The organism is Marinococcus halophilus, from assembly GCF_002265875.1.
In the GTDB taxonomy this organism is placed as follows: Bacteria; Bacillota; Bacilli; order Bacillales; family Marinococcaceae; genus Marinococcus; species Marinococcus halophilus.
Genome location: NZ_NPFA01000002.1, coordinates 21,134 through 36,370, shown reverse-complemented (window position 1 = coordinate 36,370; position 15,237 = coordinate 21,134). Strand labels below are relative to the sequence as shown.

The 15,237-nt window shown below is 42.2% G+C and carries 15 protein-coding genes; all 15 read right to left on the bottom strand.

Annotated elements, in window-relative coordinates:
* Positions 1–14: 14 nt before the first annotated feature.
* Positions 15–3,284, bottom strand: a complete 3,270-nt coding sequence (locus tag CHL76_RS02255; protein WP_094907759.1) for a glycoside hydrolase family 18 protein — start codon at positions 3,282–3,284, stop codon at positions 15–17.
* Between the two features lie 20 nt (positions 3,285–3,304).
* A complete protein-coding gene (locus tag CHL76_RS02250) occupies positions 3,305–4,276 on the bottom strand; it encodes a hypothetical protein (protein WP_094907758.1) in 972 nt (323 codons plus the stop codon).
* On the bottom strand, positions 4,273–4,512 hold the full coding sequence (locus CHL76_RS02245; RefSeq protein ID WP_094907757.1) for a hypothetical protein: 240 nt from the start codon (positions 4,510–4,512) through the stop codon (positions 4,273–4,275). The genes CHL76_RS02250 and CHL76_RS02245 overlap by 4 nt, the downstream gene beginning before the upstream one ends.
* Position 4,513: 1 nt before the next feature.
* Positions 4,514–7,159: a phage tail protein gene (locus tag CHL76_RS02240; RefSeq protein WP_094907756.1), complete on the bottom strand. Its 2,646-nt coding sequence runs from the start codon at positions 7,157–7,159 to the stop codon at positions 4,514–4,516.
* 108 nt (positions 7,160–7,267) lie between these two features.
* On the bottom strand, positions 7,268–7,999 hold the full coding sequence (locus CHL76_RS02235) for a distal tail protein Dit (RefSeq protein WP_094907755.1): 732 nt from the start codon (positions 7,997–7,999) through the stop codon (positions 7,268–7,270).
* A 2-nt stretch (positions 8,000–8,001) separates the two neighbouring features.
* Positions 8,002–11,715, bottom strand: a complete 3,714-nt coding sequence (locus CHL76_RS02230) for a phage tail tape measure protein (RefSeq protein WP_094907754.1) — start codon at positions 11,713–11,715, stop codon at positions 8,002–8,004.
* A 40-nt stretch (positions 11,716–11,755) separates the two neighbouring features.
* The gene (locus tag CHL76_RS02225) at positions 11,756–12,058 is read right to left on the bottom strand and encodes a hypothetical protein (RefSeq protein ID WP_094907753.1); all 303 of its coding nucleotides are present in this window, start codon (positions 12,056–12,058) and stop codon (positions 11,756–11,758) included.
* A gap of 53 nt (positions 12,059–12,111) precedes the next feature.
* Positions 12,112–12,507 carry a hypothetical protein gene (locus CHL76_RS02220; RefSeq protein WP_094907752.1) on the bottom strand — a complete coding sequence of 132 codons (396 nt, stop codon included), beginning with the start codon at positions 12,505–12,507 and terminating at the stop codon, positions 12,112–12,114.
* A gap of 108 nt (positions 12,508–12,615) precedes the next feature.
* Positions 12,616–13,167 (bottom strand): hypothetical protein, encoded by a 552-nt coding sequence (locus CHL76_RS02215; protein ID WP_094907751.1) that lies wholly within the window; start codon positions 13,165–13,167, stop codon positions 12,616–12,618.
* A 14-nt stretch (positions 13,168–13,181) separates the two neighbouring features.
* Positions 13,182–13,367: a hypothetical protein gene (locus CHL76_RS02210; RefSeq protein WP_094907750.1), complete on the bottom strand. Its 186-nt coding sequence runs from the start codon at positions 13,365–13,367 to the stop codon at positions 13,182–13,184.
* A gap of 30 nt (positions 13,368–13,397) precedes the next feature.
* The gene (locus CHL76_RS02205) at positions 13,398–13,766 is read right to left on the bottom strand and encodes a minor capsid protein (protein ID WP_094907749.1); all 369 of its coding nucleotides are present in this window, start codon (positions 13,764–13,766) and stop codon (positions 13,398–13,400) included.
* Positions 13,767–13,770: 4 nt separating this feature from the next.
* The gene (locus tag CHL76_RS02200; protein WP_094907748.1) at positions 13,771–14,205 is read right to left on the bottom strand and encodes a hypothetical protein; all 435 of its coding nucleotides are present in this window, start codon (positions 14,203–14,205) and stop codon (positions 13,771–13,773) included.
* Positions 14,206–14,517, bottom strand: a complete 312-nt coding sequence (locus CHL76_RS02195) for a hypothetical protein (protein ID WP_094907747.1) — start codon at positions 14,515–14,517, stop codon at positions 14,206–14,208.
* On the bottom strand, positions 14,514–14,942 hold the full coding sequence (locus tag CHL76_RS02190) for a hypothetical protein (protein WP_094907746.1): 429 nt from the start codon (positions 14,940–14,942) through the stop codon (positions 14,514–14,516). Before CHL76_RS02190 ends, CHL76_RS02195 begins: the two co-directional genes overlap by 4 nt.
* Positions 14,943–14,959: 17 nt before the next feature.
* Positions 14,960–15,232, bottom strand: coding sequence for a hypothetical protein (locus CHL76_RS02185; protein ID WP_094907745.1), 273 nt, complete (start codon positions 15,230–15,232; stop codon positions 14,960–14,962).
* Between the last annotated feature and the right edge of the window lie 5 nt (positions 15,233–15,237).

The window sequence follows — 15,237 nt, the reverse complement described above, 5'->3', positions numbered from 1 at the left end:
TTATAACCCCCTCCTTAACTGCGATATTTCGGTTGTACTTTAGGAATCATTTCGAACATGCGGGGGTCTTCGTAACCCATCGTCCAAAGTCCGACGCCTTTTAATCCGTAATCATTAACCGCTATATTCATAGTACGAAGGAAAGATTCAGCGTCACCAACCCATAGGACGGACATTCCGTTTCGATCACCTATTAACGCCTGACCGAACCAAACCCCTGCGTCTTTTAGGCGAACCCTGACATTTTTACTTCCCTGCCACGATTCCCATTCGTCAACCGTAATTTCATAATCAAGCGAAACTTCGTCAGGCTCATAGGATAGTTGACTTCCCATATCATCGCCTGTATTCGCTGTACCTCCGTCTGAAGGTGCTTGGTCACGTGTTTCTGTTTCGTCCATTCCCGTATAAATCAAATAACCGTAATGGTCGAAATCGTAGCCGCTTCGTGCAATCCGCCCGTATTCACGTGTTTCGCCGTCAATGTCTACTTCAAACTTTTCCATCGTTTCCCAACGATCAAGCGACGAAACAGCGAATAACGTTGATTGAATATGGCTATCCCAAGCGTATATTCCGCAAGAACCTGATTGACGTTGAAGTGTAACTTTTCCGTTTGTCGGATCAACGTCGCCATTATTAACGAAAACCTTCGTTTGATTTTCGCCCTCAATCGTTTCGTTATCTTCAATGAATACGTCAAGACCGTTCACGGAAAGCTGACATTCGTCTTCAATCCAACGTGCCATAAACGAAACGGTATCTCCTAAATTGATATTTCCGACTGGCTGACGTGCAACAATCGTTTCGGTATAATCCCATTCGCCCGTTTCTTCGTTGTACTCCATATCTTCAAGTACAAGTTCTGTAACGCCTGTGCCTGTGATTGTCTGTCCGTTGGTATTAGTGAACGAATATTCTTTTTCTAAGTTCACACGAAGCGCATAACCGTCAGCAACGCTACCTTCTTCCTGTGCCATGAAACGAATACCTGCCATTTTTCCACGAAGAATTTTAATGTTCGATTCCACCTGAATATTCCCCGTCCATTTCTTTGAAAGTGCCAATTGCGCTGAAGCGGAAGAATCATAATCAACGACAACCGTATTGCTTTCGTCTAAGGCAATCTGCCATTCTCCCGTAGTAAAACCAACATTACGGGCGTCTGAAAAACAAACAGGTTCACCGTCTGCGTCCGTGTCTAAATTACTCCCTGCGCCCTCTACTCTGTAATCACGTTCAATAGAACGGTAATACGTCGTATTCTGAAGCATAGGTTGCGGGTCGTCGTTATAACTTCGTTCGTCTTCGTAATAAGATTGAAAGTTATCCTCCCACAAAATAACAGGGCGGGCGTCACGGCGTAGCATTTTAGCCGCTAACGCTAACTTATCGGGAAAATAGGCGTCTTTCGGCGGTTGAACATTTCCTTCGCTATCTTCTTCAAAATCCGTTTCTGATTTCGCTTTTAACGGCTGAAGATTCGTCGGAAGATCAATTTCACCGCCTGAAAAGTTTTGGTCAAAATCGTCGCAAACAATGAAGCCAAAAATAGGCGTTTGCTCTGTGCTTCCGTTGCCAGTAACAGAAATAGTATTTTCCCCTGCGTTTAACTCAAAAAATCCGCAATCGAACCAATGCGAACCTTTAAGAACAAACGGATACCATTCTTCTGTGTTTTCCCCTCCTATAACCATACTTGTACTGTTAACACTTCCGACAAGGGTCATTTGGTCATACCAAGAAAAAGAAGTCATGGCTACGATCTTATAACTTCCTGAAGCGGGAACATTTACCTTATACTCAACAACGCCTTCAGGCACTCGTTCTTGATAGCAAGCTGAACCGTCACTGGTTGGTGTCCATATAGGGTGAACAAATTCATATCCAACAAATACTTCATTTTGTCCGTTAACCGTCTTAACAGAATGACCAAAATCTAAAGTTTCAGGGTCAAGATTTTTGTTATATTTACGTCTTTCAGAATAAGCTGATTGCTCACTTACTCCGTCAGGCGGGTTAACAGCGAACGCTTTTCCTGTTACGTTGTCAGGCGTATTCGCTATTTCATGAATGTTTGTCCAAGTAGGAATTTGTTGTTTCGAAAAGGTTGTAATATATTCAAGTCGATTATATTCGTCCTTTGTAGCGGTAGAAGAACCATTATTCTGTTCTAAGATTTTCGCATATTTCGGTTCAAAAAGATCATAAACGTGCGGGTACATGATTTCGTTTAAGGATTCGGCGTCTTCTTCTGAAGCAAACGGCAAATAATCTTGCGGTTCATAAACAAAAACCGTTTCGTCGTTTCCGTCACCGTCTACGTCTTCCTGCTTTCTGTGATAATGTTTGTAACGTCCATTCTGCCAGTCCAATAATTGAAGATACGTAATCGTTGAACCTCTTTGAACAACGCTTTCGTCGTGCATACCCCACCTGTGTCCGTAACCTGCCGCCCCGACGTAAACATTTTCTTTACGTAACTTTGCGTTAGGATTACGACCAACAATTTCGTCTATCCATTCACATACGTCTGTAAGCCACCATATAGGCGTTGAAGCACCTGCGGCAGAACCCGCCCAATGGAAGTCATACGTCATACATTGCATTTCGTCTATCGTGGCATTTCCGTTTTTGTCTTCTGATTCCGCAAATAAGCGGTAATTATGGAAACGATAATAATACGGAAGCTGTTCGCCCCACATTCCGTAAGTGTTAATACGTAATTTCTTTTCATTCGGAATACATACTTCGTTCTTTATACGTTCCAGTAATTGAATATAACGTTGGTCATATCCGCTTGCGTTTGGGTCTGCGGTCATTGAACCCTCAAAGTCGATTTCTACGCCTACAATATTTAAAGGAACGCCGTCACTGGATTCGTTATAAACGTTAACGACTTCGTTCAGTTCAAGAATTAATTGATCTTGCGGAAGTCTCCCTTCGTTGTTCGTGGTATTATTCGCAAGTACGGTTTTCACTGTGTTCCATTGGAACGGAATAATAAACTGTAAATACCAATTCATATCAGGGAAGTCAATTAGGTCTTGTTCAATTGGTGAAGGGCAACGTTGACCCGTATGAACAATACTGTCGCCGTCTGCTTCAAAGTAATAACCTTCACTACGATAGTCATATATTTTGCCGTCGCTATCTATACCAAACTCATGAAGACCAATGGAATATATTCGATCATGGTATTGGTTAAGGGAACGACGATAAGAACCATCAGGTTCAGCACCCTGCCATGTCCACGTCATAAGACGACGATCATTCTTTTCCATACTTTAACCCCCTTTCTGAATTAATATTGTTCACGTCCGTAAGTCCATTGGAAAAATGAAGCGTAACCGTGAAATCCAACGCCTACGTCTTCTAAATAAGAATATTCTTTCTTGACTCTGTTACCATCTTCGTCTTCCGTAATTAATTCGAGTGTTTTCTTTTTGTAGAACTCTACACGGAAACGGGTCGAACCTTTTGGTGCAATTAAGAATTTGTTCCCTTCAATTTGAACAGGGTACGTATAGCCATTTAGATCAAGCGGCTTGCGTTGGATAAGATCAAGATAATTGTCACCTACACGTGCAATTCTCGTATTAGCGTGTACAAGGATTTCCGTTCCTGCTTCTGCGCCTTCGAACCACATTTCTCTTGTATGACGATAATGAAGCGGGTGATCTTCGAAAAGCGATAAAACACGTTGAAGGTTTCGATATTCAGCGTAACCCCCACCACGTTCTTCTTTTTCTCGATATTCGTCGATAATATCTTTATAATGCCATTCTTCTTCAGGCAATTTCGTTCCCGCTTCCGTACATACACGACATAAATCGAAATCTTCTTTAGGGTAAAGCGTAATGTCCAACCCTGTCGGAAGAATAGGAACTTCCCAATCTTCAGGAAGGTAATTCGGTACGACAAGCGTCGTATTTCCACGCCCCATGAGATTGAACCAACGTTTTTTGACGTTTTCATATACCGTTGGTTCGTTCCCTTCAAATTCATTCGGACTTGCTACGTTCTGCTTTTCGTCGTCTGTCCACGTTAGTTGTTTCATCATTTCCTTCGTGTTAGGCGTCCAACCTGTAAGCACATTTCCACTTTGAAATTGAATATCCGTAAAATATACGGGGTTACGATCTATGCCGTCAGTAGACGAAACAGCGTCGTTTGCTTCAACCTCAAATTCGACTTTCTCAACATGACGTTCAGGGTCAGGGTTAAACGTTCCATGAAATCGAACCCAATCTTGAAGCGTTGGAACGTCGCTCATACGTTACCCAACGACCACTGAATTTCGGAAACGTGACCAACCCACGAAGTCGCTACTGTACCGCCCTGAAGCATAACGTCAGAAATATAAACTTTTGGCGTTTCCGTACTGTCAGAATCGTCAGGTTTCCCCGAATTTGTGGATTCAAGGGAAACTTCGATTCGTTGAATACGTTTAGTTCTGTCAATGTCTATTTGCTTCGATATAACGTCAAAACTGGACGCTCTCAATGCCATATTAGGTTTCACCTCCGCTACTTTCTTCTGCGCTTGTTACGTCAGGTATAGCCAAGTAATGCGTTTCAGGTTCTTCGGGGGAGTCTTCGTAATAGACATTTACTTTAATTCCAACAAAGGCGTCTTCACTTCCGCCCCTTGTAATATCGCCTTCCGTCGCAACGGCGGCTGATACCGTGTAAGCTGAACGGTGTGCTACGCCCTGAACTTCTTGCGTTAAGGAAGCGGTTTTGTCGAATTTTGGCGTTACTACAAAAGACCAATCTCCCGAAAACCCTGCATTTGCTATATCGAAATCTGTTCCTACCTGAACCCAATCGGCACTTATGCCTTCGTCAGCCCGTGAATTTAACAGTTGATTAAATACGGTCATTTGTTGGGCGTCTGTTTGAGATAGCGGGTCAGATTCTTCTAAGTCCTGACTGTCATCGTCCACTGCCCTACTCTCAATATCCTGTAATGTTTTCTGCGGTTCTGAAAGTTCGACGGTTGAGTTTTCGGGCTTATGAACATCCCAATTACGTCGAACAACTCTTTGCGGTAAATCGTCCTCCATAAGTTCCTTGTCAACGATTGCTAAGGAATCACCAAGTTCAAACGCTTCATGTTCGTGTCCTGACAATACGGATAAATCTTGTATATCTGCGACATAGCTTATTTTCGGTTTCGCCCTGTCATTTAAAATCGCTTCAGCGTCTTCCTTTAAATTTTCAGGAATCGTATAACGATCATCTTTGAAGCGGTACGGAATAACCTTCTTACGTAGCCCTAACTTTTCAACCCATTCGAAGTTTTCAATGTAGGGAACGCCGTCGTTAACTGTCGTAATATCAAGTTCGCCTTTTCCTACTGGATAGATACGTGTTTTCAGATCATACGTATCAATATGACGTTCAATTTCCTTCACGTTCTTTTTGTGATAGAAACGAATACCCGTGTCTTTGCCTAGCCGCTTAACTAAATTGATTGTCTTTGTATCGGTATCAAATTTTAGTTCGCCGCCCCACGTGTCCTGTACTTCTTGCATAAGTTCAAGCACGTTTTTCCATTCTGCGCTAATTGAACGTTTCCTTCCGTCCGTTTCTATCCGTCCAATCGTCCAGTCAAATTCAGGGTCGCCTTCTTCCCTAACTACGTTATCAACTATCGCTTTTACGGCTGTTAATGCGTTAACGGCTGTTTCGTCTAGCCCCTGAACGTACCAATCGCCTAATTCCGTCCATAACGCTTCACATGTAAATAACACGTGAATTGCGCCCCTTTCCCCTCTGACTTTCTTTAATTCCTTCACAACGTAATTCCTATTTCCAATAATCACACGCATTTCAACTGGGTCTTCGCCTATTTCTTTCAACTTTTTATCATTGTGCGGAAGTTTAAATTCAAGAATGTCTTCTTCATTTATCTTTTCTTCAATGATTACGTCATAAGCCCAATTAAGCGTTCCTGCTGAAATAAGCCCTTCTTCCATATCGAAATAAAGTTGAAGCGGCTTCCCTGCTAAATTTATGCGTTTAGCTTCTTCAAAATCCAAAATCTGAATTTCTTCAAGAATAGGCGTGTTTCCAACGTAATTTGATTCAAGTATTGCCCTAACCTGTAAATAACGTTTATTCGTTTCGTTAATAATTCCGCCTGACGTTATTGGTTTCCACGATTCACTGAATGAACTACTGCTGTCGCTTAAACGGTATTCGACATTTATAGAAGTTCCTTCAGCGATTTCTGAAACGATCTGTATTTTCCCGTAATCCGTCAAGCCGTTTTCTCCTAAATCAATTACGTCAGGTTGCCATATTTGTTTTGTCGCCGTGTAATCGCCGCTTAACGTTTTACCAAGCCGCAATTCTCCACCAATCGTTTCATAATCTAAATAACGCCCATTGGCTACAATGTCGTAATACTGTTGTACTCCTGAAGCACTCCAAACGTCACTTCCATATGAAACAATAAGGTCGTCAAAATATCCCTGAAATTTATACTGTGAACTATTACTTGTGTCTAACATATCGCCCAACGTCAATGAATTTGACCACCCCGCCGTAGGGTCAGGGTCAGACGAAGTAAATAACACGTCGTCACCGTCAACATACGCCTTAACAATAAAGTCAGCGTCAGGGTCATAAATCACGGAAATGTGATACCAAACGTTAGGTTCAAAATTAAAGTCTCCACGTCCATACACTCCCTGTGACGAATACATGTTTACGGAAGCTGAACCGTATAGCCTTACGTTCAATGTACCAACGCCCCCAACGCTGTCCTGATTGTATATGGCTACGTGGAAGCCCTGATTCGAATAAGCGTAACCTCCCGCTGATAAACCGCCCCTGTTCGTTGCCAACATCGTCCAAGACGTTTCCAAGTCTTCCTGTTTTGGCTTCACCCAAAACGAAAGCATATATTTATTACTTGCGGGCATACCCACGTGTTTAAAGATTCCATAATTACCAATCATTTCCGTTGCGTTACCTCTTACACCGTCCACAATGAAGGGTTCATTGCTATATTCGAATGATTCTCCGCCGTTACCATCTATAACCCATTTACTTCCGTTATGGTATAAGTAAGGATTTATTGGAAAGTCAGGGAATCCAACGTTACGAAAATCAGTATCTTTCGTGAATAATGCTTTTTCAGTTGCCAAAATTGCACCCCCTTTCGCATAAAAAAAATACGCCTTCCACAATGGAAGACGCCTATCACTGTCTTCACTTGACAATTAAACCAAGCGAACATTTAACAATATGATGTTTTATATCCACGTATCACGAAAAGCAATTTTCACCTGCGAAATATTACCGCTATTTACAAAAGAGTTTTCGCCTTCGTCCATTTCGAAATAATCTCCTGTAACGTATTGATAAGCAGGTTCGCCGTTCTTTTGTATCGTGTACTCTGTACAGTCAATAACATATTCTCCTGAAGGTGAAGAACTGGATAACGCCAATTCAAGAATATTCCCGTCATTTCTCGTTAAAGTAACAGCACCTTCGCCGCCATTATGCGTAATAGTAAGCGTTGGTTTTGCTACGTGAGTTCCTTCGTGGCTCGTATTAAGATCGTTCGAAAACGTTCCAATTCTTTCGTCTGTGCCGTAAGTGTGCGGGCGTTCAGGACAAACTAATTCTATCGTGAACGTTCCCATTTGCCCCTTCTGTTCAAGTGGAACTTGGGCGTCCAGTCTTGCGAAATAACATTTGTCAGGTTCATCGTCGAATACTAATTTTTTCGCCCCTTTACGTGGGTTAAACGCCTTTACTATTTGACGAAGATTGTCTTTCATCGTTCGTTTTTCCGTTTTAAATATCGTACATTCAAGGTCGATTTCACGGGGGTCATAGGAAACGCCGTAATCCCATGCCCCGTCAAAACCGTCTATCGTTTGCGTTCGCCCATTGACGGGCGGCGACATTGGAACGTTCTTTTTGTTAACAATAACGCCAAGATCGTCCGAATGTACGCCGTCAAACGTGAACCCGTTCATGATTATCTACCTCCTTTCGCCCGATTGCGATTCCGTTGCATATTGTAAAGTTCTTTCGAAATCTTACGTGTATCTTGTTCGTCACGAACTTCCATTCTGTCAACGTTAACAAGTGGGGCGTTGTAACTGTCGCCACCGTTTCCATCTTCTCCTTTGCGTTCTGAAAGGTCGTTCAACCTTGCGCCTGTCATTTGCATGTTCCCAACGTTAGGTGCTGATACGGTCATTCCGCCCATGCTACTGAAAGCATTTTTAACGGCGTCTACACCGCCAATAACGTTTTCGGCTACTCTCTTCATAGTTCCCTGCGGCATTTTCGCAAGACGCTGAATCCCTGCGTTCATACCACGAACCAAGTTCTGACCAACTTCCCTGTCGAATACCTTCGAAGGTGAATTAATGTCAAAGAATCCTTTGATTCCGTCCAGTACACTTTCAGAAAATCCGCTTATCTTACGTTTAACCCAATTCGTCATTGAACCGATACCGTTCCATAGTCCACGGATTAGGTCTTTACCTACGTCTACTAAGTCCATATCAGAAATTGTGTCGAATATTTTTGTCGCAATATCCCACGCCGCACTTCCAACTTCACCTATTAAAGAAAGGACGCCTTCAATTAAAGCACCTATCAATTTGACCCCTGCGTTGAGTATTTCAGGAAGGGCTTGAAGGATTGCTTCCAGTAAAGCCGTGACCAATTCAATCGCCGCAGACACCAATTGTGGAAGAATCTGGATAATTCCATCTATTAAAGCAAGTACCAACTGTACCCCCGCTTCTATGATCTGCGGAAGCGCACCAATTAAAGCGTCTACTATCGCAATAATTAAATCAATCGCCGCAGATACCAACTGTGGAAGTATCTGTAAAATCCCCTCAATTAACGCCGTGAGAATTTGAACACCCGCTTCTATAATCTGCGGAAGCGCACCAGTCAACGCTTCTACAATTGAAACGATTAAATCAACTGCCGCAGAAATTAACTGCGGAAGAAGTTGGGTAATTCCGTCGATTAAAGAGTTCAGTATTTTTATACCTGCTTCGATTATCATTGGTAAATTGCTTACTACCGTTTGAATAATCGTATCTAGTACCTGAACCGCCGTCTGTATAATCTGCGGAAGAAGCTGAATAATTCCGTCGATTACCGCATTTAGAATTTTTATTCCTGCGTTGACTAATTTAGGTAAATTCGAAACTAAAGCGTTCAGTAACGAAGTTACAATATTTAAAGCCGCAGAAACTAATTGCGGAAGCATTTGCGTAATTCCGTCGATCAGCGTCGTAAGAACCTGTATGCCAATTTCTATCAATTTCGGAAGAAGTGTCGTCAGCGTCGTTACTAATTTCGTGATAATCGTTGTCGCCGTAGACATTAGTTGTGGTAACGCATTGGTGATTCCGTTGAGTAACGAAGTTAGTATTTGAACTCCTGCGCTAATCAATTGCGGAAGCATTTGCGTAATCCCGCTAATAACGGTATTCAGTATTTGGATTCCTGCCTGAAGCAATTTCGGCAACATTGACGTTAAATTTGTAACTAACGTATTAATTACGTTTAACGCTGTTGTCGTCAGTTGCGGAAGAATCTGACTGATACCCTGAATTAACGTGGTCAGCAACTTAATACCTACGTTGAGTATTTGCGGAAGCAAAGTCGTAATCATGTTTACAATCGTCGTGATTAACGTCGTTACTGTTGAAGTTATTTGCGGCATAGCTTGCATTAAACCGTTCATAAGCGATTTAAGCATTTGCATACCTTGCTGAATTAACTTCGGAAGTAAACTTGTAATCATGTTTACGAATTGGTTCATTATTTGAGTTACCGAAGCCATGAACTGCGGCATAGCGGCGGTTAACCCGCTTACAAGGCTCTTTATAAATTTCATTCCTGTCTGCATGAGTTGCGGAATTTTCGTCAGTATTCGCTGAATGAACTGCGTAATAGCCTGACCCGCTTTCTGAATGAGTTGCGGCATGGATTGATTCGTTCCTTGCGTCAGTCCTTGAATCAACTGCGCCCCCATCATGATTAAACGGGGTATTCCACCCATCAGAATACTTAATATCATAGGAATAAGATTTTTAACCGCTTCAAATAACGGCGTAAAGTCTCCTGAAGTGACCGCTGTTTTTATAGCGTTATATAAATCTTTGAAACGTTGAACTAAGTTCATAATCATTTCAGACATAACGGCAAAAACGGCTGTATTCGTGAAGTTATTCCAAAGGCTTACGATAGCACTTTTCGCTTTGTTGATATATTTACGAAATAGTTCCATCGTTATGCCCCATTCAGCAAGTTTCGCCTTCATTACGTCGCCTTTCGTTACTAACAACGCAATAGCGGCAACAACTGCCGTGATACCAAGAACAATCGGATTGAACATAAGCCCTTTCAGTGAAACAGAAAGAACAGCTATCGCCGCCCTTAATGTACTTGCTACGAGTGCTAAGGATTTAAACCCTGCGATTAATTGCGGAAGGAAACCAACGACAACCAATCCCGCACCGCTAACCATAGCAAGAACGGAAGCTAACGCTGTTCCGATAGCAATAAAGTTTTGCGTAGACGTGCTTAAACCGTTGAACCATTGAAGCATAGATTGAAGCCATTTAGCGACCCTTGTAATAGCGGGAACTAAAGCAGAACCTATTGCAATTGAAGCCCCTTCAAACGCTGAACCGAGTTTTCTCACTGCCCCGTTCAGATTATTCATTTGTTGGTTAGCAATACGTTTTCCTGTACCTTCAGCGTTTTTAAGTTCCTGTGTGTACGTTTTTAAACCTTGCGGGTCTGACATTAGTTTCATCATTCCCGACATAGCTTCCTGACCGAAAATCGTGGACATAGCCGCCGCCCGTGTCGTACTGTCTACGCCTTTAAATCCTGTTTTCATCTGCTGTAAGATTTCAGGAAGGGTTTTCATCGAACCGTCAGCATTTTTCACGGAAATACCGTATTTATCCATTTCTTTTTGCGCCGCTTTCGTTGGGGCAGAAAGACGTGTTACGGCTGAACGTAGCATTGTACCCGCCTGTGAAGCGTCAATACCTGCGTCGCCCATTTTACCCGCCGCCGCTGACATGGATTCTAACGACCAACCAACGGAATCCGCTATTGGCGCAACCTGTTTCATCGTATTACCTAAACCTGCGATAGTCGTATTTGAAGACGTGGACGTTTTCGCCAGTACGTCTGACGCCCGTCCTGCTTGGTCTGCGCTCATTCCGAAACCTGAAAGAACGTTTGACGTAATATCTGCGGCTTTACCAAGTTCAATCTGTCCTGCCGCCGCCATATTTAAAACGTCACCCATCGAACTAACCGTTTCCTGTGCGCTAAAACCTGCCATTGATAACGCCTGCATACCTTGTGACGCTTCTGTTGCGGAATAAGCGGTTGACGCACCGAGTTCTTTCGCTTTATTCGTCATAGATTGCATTTCTTTTCCAGTTGCGCCTGATAGTGCGCCTACACGTGACATAGAACTTTCGAAGTCTGCGGCTGTTTTAACTGCGCCGCCTAAACCTGCCGCTACTACTGCCCCGCTTGCCGCCATACCTGCGCCTACATTCTTCATTGAATCGGCTGTTCGTTGAAAATTATCGCCAAACTCGCTCGCTTTTCTTCCTGCGTTTTCTATTCCTGAATTGAAATTATCTACTTTTAACTTTAAATTGGCTACAATATCGCCCGCACTAGCCATTACTTACACCCCCGAAATTTTGGATAAAAAAAGAAGGCATTTAGCCCCCTCGCTTCTCTGCGTTTTCACGCATTTCACGGGCTATTGCCTTCAATTGCTTTTCGTCTTCTTTTGACATTTTCTCTTTATCAATATAGGAACGCCCTTCTGACTTCTGCAAGTCCTTTTCAAATTGTTTCTGTAATTTGCTAGGGTCTTTTGTATGCGGGTTTTGCGTTATAGCCAATTCAGTTATCCGTTCATTTGTTCTATCCCTTTGAACCCGTGTAACATAAAAGTTAATTTCGTCAGGGTATAACTCGTTAAGGACTTCACTTTTTGACCAACCATAATTTGAAGCCATGAAGTGAATAATGTCAAAAATCCATTCCGTTGTTTCGGAATCACCGCCCGATTCTATTCTTTCGGACGGTTCATGACGTTTTTTACTTGACCAATTACCTGTTCAAGATTATTTACTTCATAAATTGCTAAGAAAAGCGCAATCCCACCATCAAGACCAATGTTGTTATCTTCGTTTAAACGCTTCTTCGTAATTCCTGAACCAATAGCAATTACTTCAATAATTTGTTCCCACGATTTTCCGAATACTTCAAAGATCAATTGAATCGCACCTTCGTCTGAATTACCTTCCATTCCTTGAAGGTCTTTAAGAATGTCCGTAGGCATATTTTTCAATGTCATAAGAAGTTTAGCGTAATTCCCTAGCGGTAACTTTTTAACTTCAACAATTTCGCCGTTTCCAAGTTCCACTTCTTTCGTTGTTCCAATTGCTTTTTGAATCTCTTCCATTATTAAACACCTCGTTATAAATTTTCGTAATTCGATTCCTTTCGCTTTAGGTTGCGAACCATTTTGTTAATTCATAATAAAGCCCGCCCCGAAAGGCGGGTTATTCAATTACGTTGATGTTGAAGTATCACCTGAAGTAGTTTCAGGATCACCGATTGTTGCAAGTAAATTTCCGTCTTCTTTGCTTTCGTCAATGATTGCGACAAATTCAACTTCGTAAACCGCTTGTTCGTCCTTCGAATATTCAAGTTCAACTTCAGACGCCGCAATTGCTTTATGAAGTGTAATATCAAACTGTTTGTCGCTTTCAGGAAGCCATGACGGGTGCATGATTAATTCAGCCGCTACGTCAGACATTTTCTTTCCTGCTTGCGAACCGATCTGTAATTTCTTCTTACCACTTGCGGAATCCTCAACAAAAGTACCCGATGGAATAGCGTTCTTAAATTTATCAACGGTTACTTCCGCCATTGGAACAGTCACACGTACAATTTCACCAATAAGTGCTTTGTCTGCGGCTGTCGTACCGTACATATCAACTACAATGTCGGCAAATTCAGGCTCATAACCAAACGTACAACCGCCGTTAGTGTGACCCAAGTCTTCGCCGTTGTATGTGAGTTTCTGCGCCCCAATCTGAACGTTTTTAATATCGCCCATCTAATAAACCCCCTTTATTCTTTAGTTTTTTCTTGCGGCTCTTTCTTTTTCTCCTGTGTCTTTACTTCTTCAGCCTTTCCACGTGCAATAAAATCTTTCGCACGATGTTCAGGAAGGTCAATAGTATCGCCAACCTTTATAGGCTTCCCTTTGTGTACAAACTTTTCATTTTTATCAACCTGAATAAATTTTACTTTCATGTTATGACCCCCTTCTTTACAGTAATTGGACTAACGCCGCACCTTACAAGCAATATTTAACGAATAAATTGTTCTTCCGTTATCATCAGTGCCTACATAAATAGGTTCACTTTGCTGTGCTAACATTGAATAAACGTAAGTGTCGCCCATTTCAAAGTGGAATTTTCCGTTTAAATAATCGAAAATATCATAAGAAATTCGTTCTGCTTCACTTCCACGTTTATGACGAACAGCTATTTGAAGATTAGGATTCGCCAATTCTAATAAATACGCATTAGGCGCACCGCCTTCGTTAAAACGGACGAAAGCACAATTTCCCGCTGAATGTGGAAAATCGTTCGCATAATAATCGAAGGGTTTAACGTCTTGTAAATGCTGAATAACGTCCATTACCTTCATAAAATCACCTCAACGCCTTACTAACTAATTTTGCGATATGCTGACGAACAGCTTCCGATTCTCCTTCAATTGGACGGGAAAGATATTTACGCCCGACTGCATACGATTTACCTGAAAGATTGCTTGTCGTTCCACCTTTCGAAACTGATTCGCTACCTAACTCATACACGCCTTCATGAATCCAACGGGCGTAATTAAAGCCGCCTTCCGAAACGGAAAACGCAATTTCCGCAAACAGCCCGCCACGTTTTTCATTCACCTTTCGCTTATGTGAACGTTGAAGTGTGCCGTACTGGAAAGGCGCAATTTCGGAAGCTATACGAAGAATTTCGTCCACGGCGTCATTTGTTCCTGTCGTGGCGTTTTCCTGCGCTTCTTTTTTAATACCGTTTAAACGCTTTTGAAACTTGCCAATGTTTAAATCTGCGCTAAAATTCATTTATACGTTCACCTTCGTATATGCGACTTCTCCGCTTAAATTACGCAAATATTTAACCGTAATAGGTTCGTGTTCCCTGACTTCTCCATTCGGTTCAGTAAAGCGTATTTTGTCCGTGTGCTTAATGTTAACCGTTCCTTCGAACAAAATATTAAACACGGAAACTACTTCTTTACCTTCAAGTGATTTCACGACTTGCGTAGACGAACGGATATTTCCTTTTAAATCTTCCGTTTCCACGTCCGTAGATTCACCCCAAGCGTCAGGCTTACCTTCTCTTAATAGTGTTACGTCATGAGTGAACGGAATCATCGGAAACCACGTCCTTGAATACGATCACGACGTTCAATTTTTCGTGAATTGGAATCAATGTAACCAACCCTATCGTTAACTGAACGCCCAACCCTGCGACCAAGTATCGCTTTCACCTGCGGCGAAATCGTTCGATCAATCTGCGAAAGTTGAACAGAAATCCCGTCAATGGAATAAGACGTTACGCCCTGTTCTGACTGCTTACGTGCTTCTGAAACTTTTAGAAGCCATATCGCCTGTTCAAAAACAGCTTCGTCAGGAATAGGGCGACGTTCAGGGTCGAATTGTGAGTAATAGCGGTACAATACGTTAGAAGCATTTTTTAATGCACGATCTTTGTCCGATTCGTTTGCGTTCGTCCAAGCGGCATTATCGAAAACTTCTTCTTCAAAATACGTATTTGCCGTTTCCTTACTAATCGCCAATTACGTCACCCCCTGCGTTATTCTTCAGTTTCTTTTTTCGTTTGCTTTTTAGGCTGTTTCGTTTGTTTCTTCGCCTGTTTTGGCTTCTCGCCCTCAACGCTTTCTTTACTTACTTTTTTCACGTCCACTTTTACAGGCTCATTTTCTTCTACGTATTCATATCCAAACTGAACGGCTCGACTTTTCGCTTCCTTTTCACGTCCTTCAGGAACGTCAGCTTCCCCTTTGAAGAACTGGAATCCGAAAAGTTTACGATCTTCACTTTTATTTGGTACGACTAATTTCGCCATGTTAC

What these genes read in the sequence shown, in the direction of transcription:
- CHL76_RS02195 (WP_094907747.1), bottom strand. Translation starts at nt 14,517, where the DNA reads ATGATTCCGTTCACTCATGACGTAACACTATTAAGAGAAGGTAAGCCT.
- CHL76_RS02235 (WP_094907755.1), bottom strand. Translation starts at nt 7,999, where the DNA reads ATGAACGGGTTCACGTTTGACGGCGTACATTCGGACGATCTTGGCGTT.
- CHL76_RS02220 (WP_094907752.1), bottom strand. Translation starts at nt 12,507, where the DNA reads ATGGAAGAGATTCAAAAAGCAATTGGAACAACGAAAGAAGTGGAACTT.
- CHL76_RS02215 (WP_094907751.1), bottom strand. Translation starts at nt 13,167, where the DNA reads ATGGGCGATATTAAAAACGTTCAGATTGGGGCGCAGAAACTCACATAC.
- CHL76_RS02210 (WP_094907750.1), bottom strand. Translation starts at nt 13,367, where the DNA reads ATGAAAGTAAAATTTATTCAGGTTGATAAAAATGAAAAGTTTGTACAC.
- CHL76_RS02230 (WP_094907754.1), bottom strand. Translation starts at nt 11,715, where the DNA reads ATGGCTAGTGCGGGCGATATTGTAGCCAATTTAAAGTTAAAAGTAGAT.
- CHL76_RS02250 (WP_094907758.1), bottom strand. Translation starts at nt 4,276, where the DNA reads ATGAGCGACGTTCCAACGCTTCAAGATTGGGTTCGATTTCATGGAACG.
- CHL76_RS02245 (WP_094907757.1), bottom strand. Translation starts at nt 4,512, where the DNA reads ATGGCATTGAGAGCGTCCAGTTTTGACGTTATATCGAAGCAAATAGAC.
- CHL76_RS02255 (WP_094907759.1), bottom strand. Translation starts at nt 3,284, where the DNA reads ATGGAAAAGAATGATCGTCGTCTTATGACGTGGACATGGCAGGGTGCT.
- CHL76_RS02225 (WP_094907753.1), bottom strand. Translation starts at nt 12,058, where the DNA reads ATGGCTTCAAATTATGGTTGGTCAAAAAGTGAAGTCCTTAACGAGTTA.
- CHL76_RS02185 (WP_094907745.1), bottom strand. Translation starts at nt 15,232, where the DNA reads ATGGCGAAATTAGTCGTACCAAATAAAAGTGAAGATCGTAAACTTTTC.
- CHL76_RS02205 (WP_094907749.1), bottom strand. Translation starts at nt 13,766, where the DNA reads ATGAAGGTAATGGACGTTATTCAGCATTTACAAGACGTTAAACCCTTC.
- CHL76_RS02200 (WP_094907748.1), bottom strand. Translation starts at nt 14,205, where the DNA reads ATGAATTTTAGCGCAGATTTAAACATTGGCAAGTTTCAAAAGCGTTTA.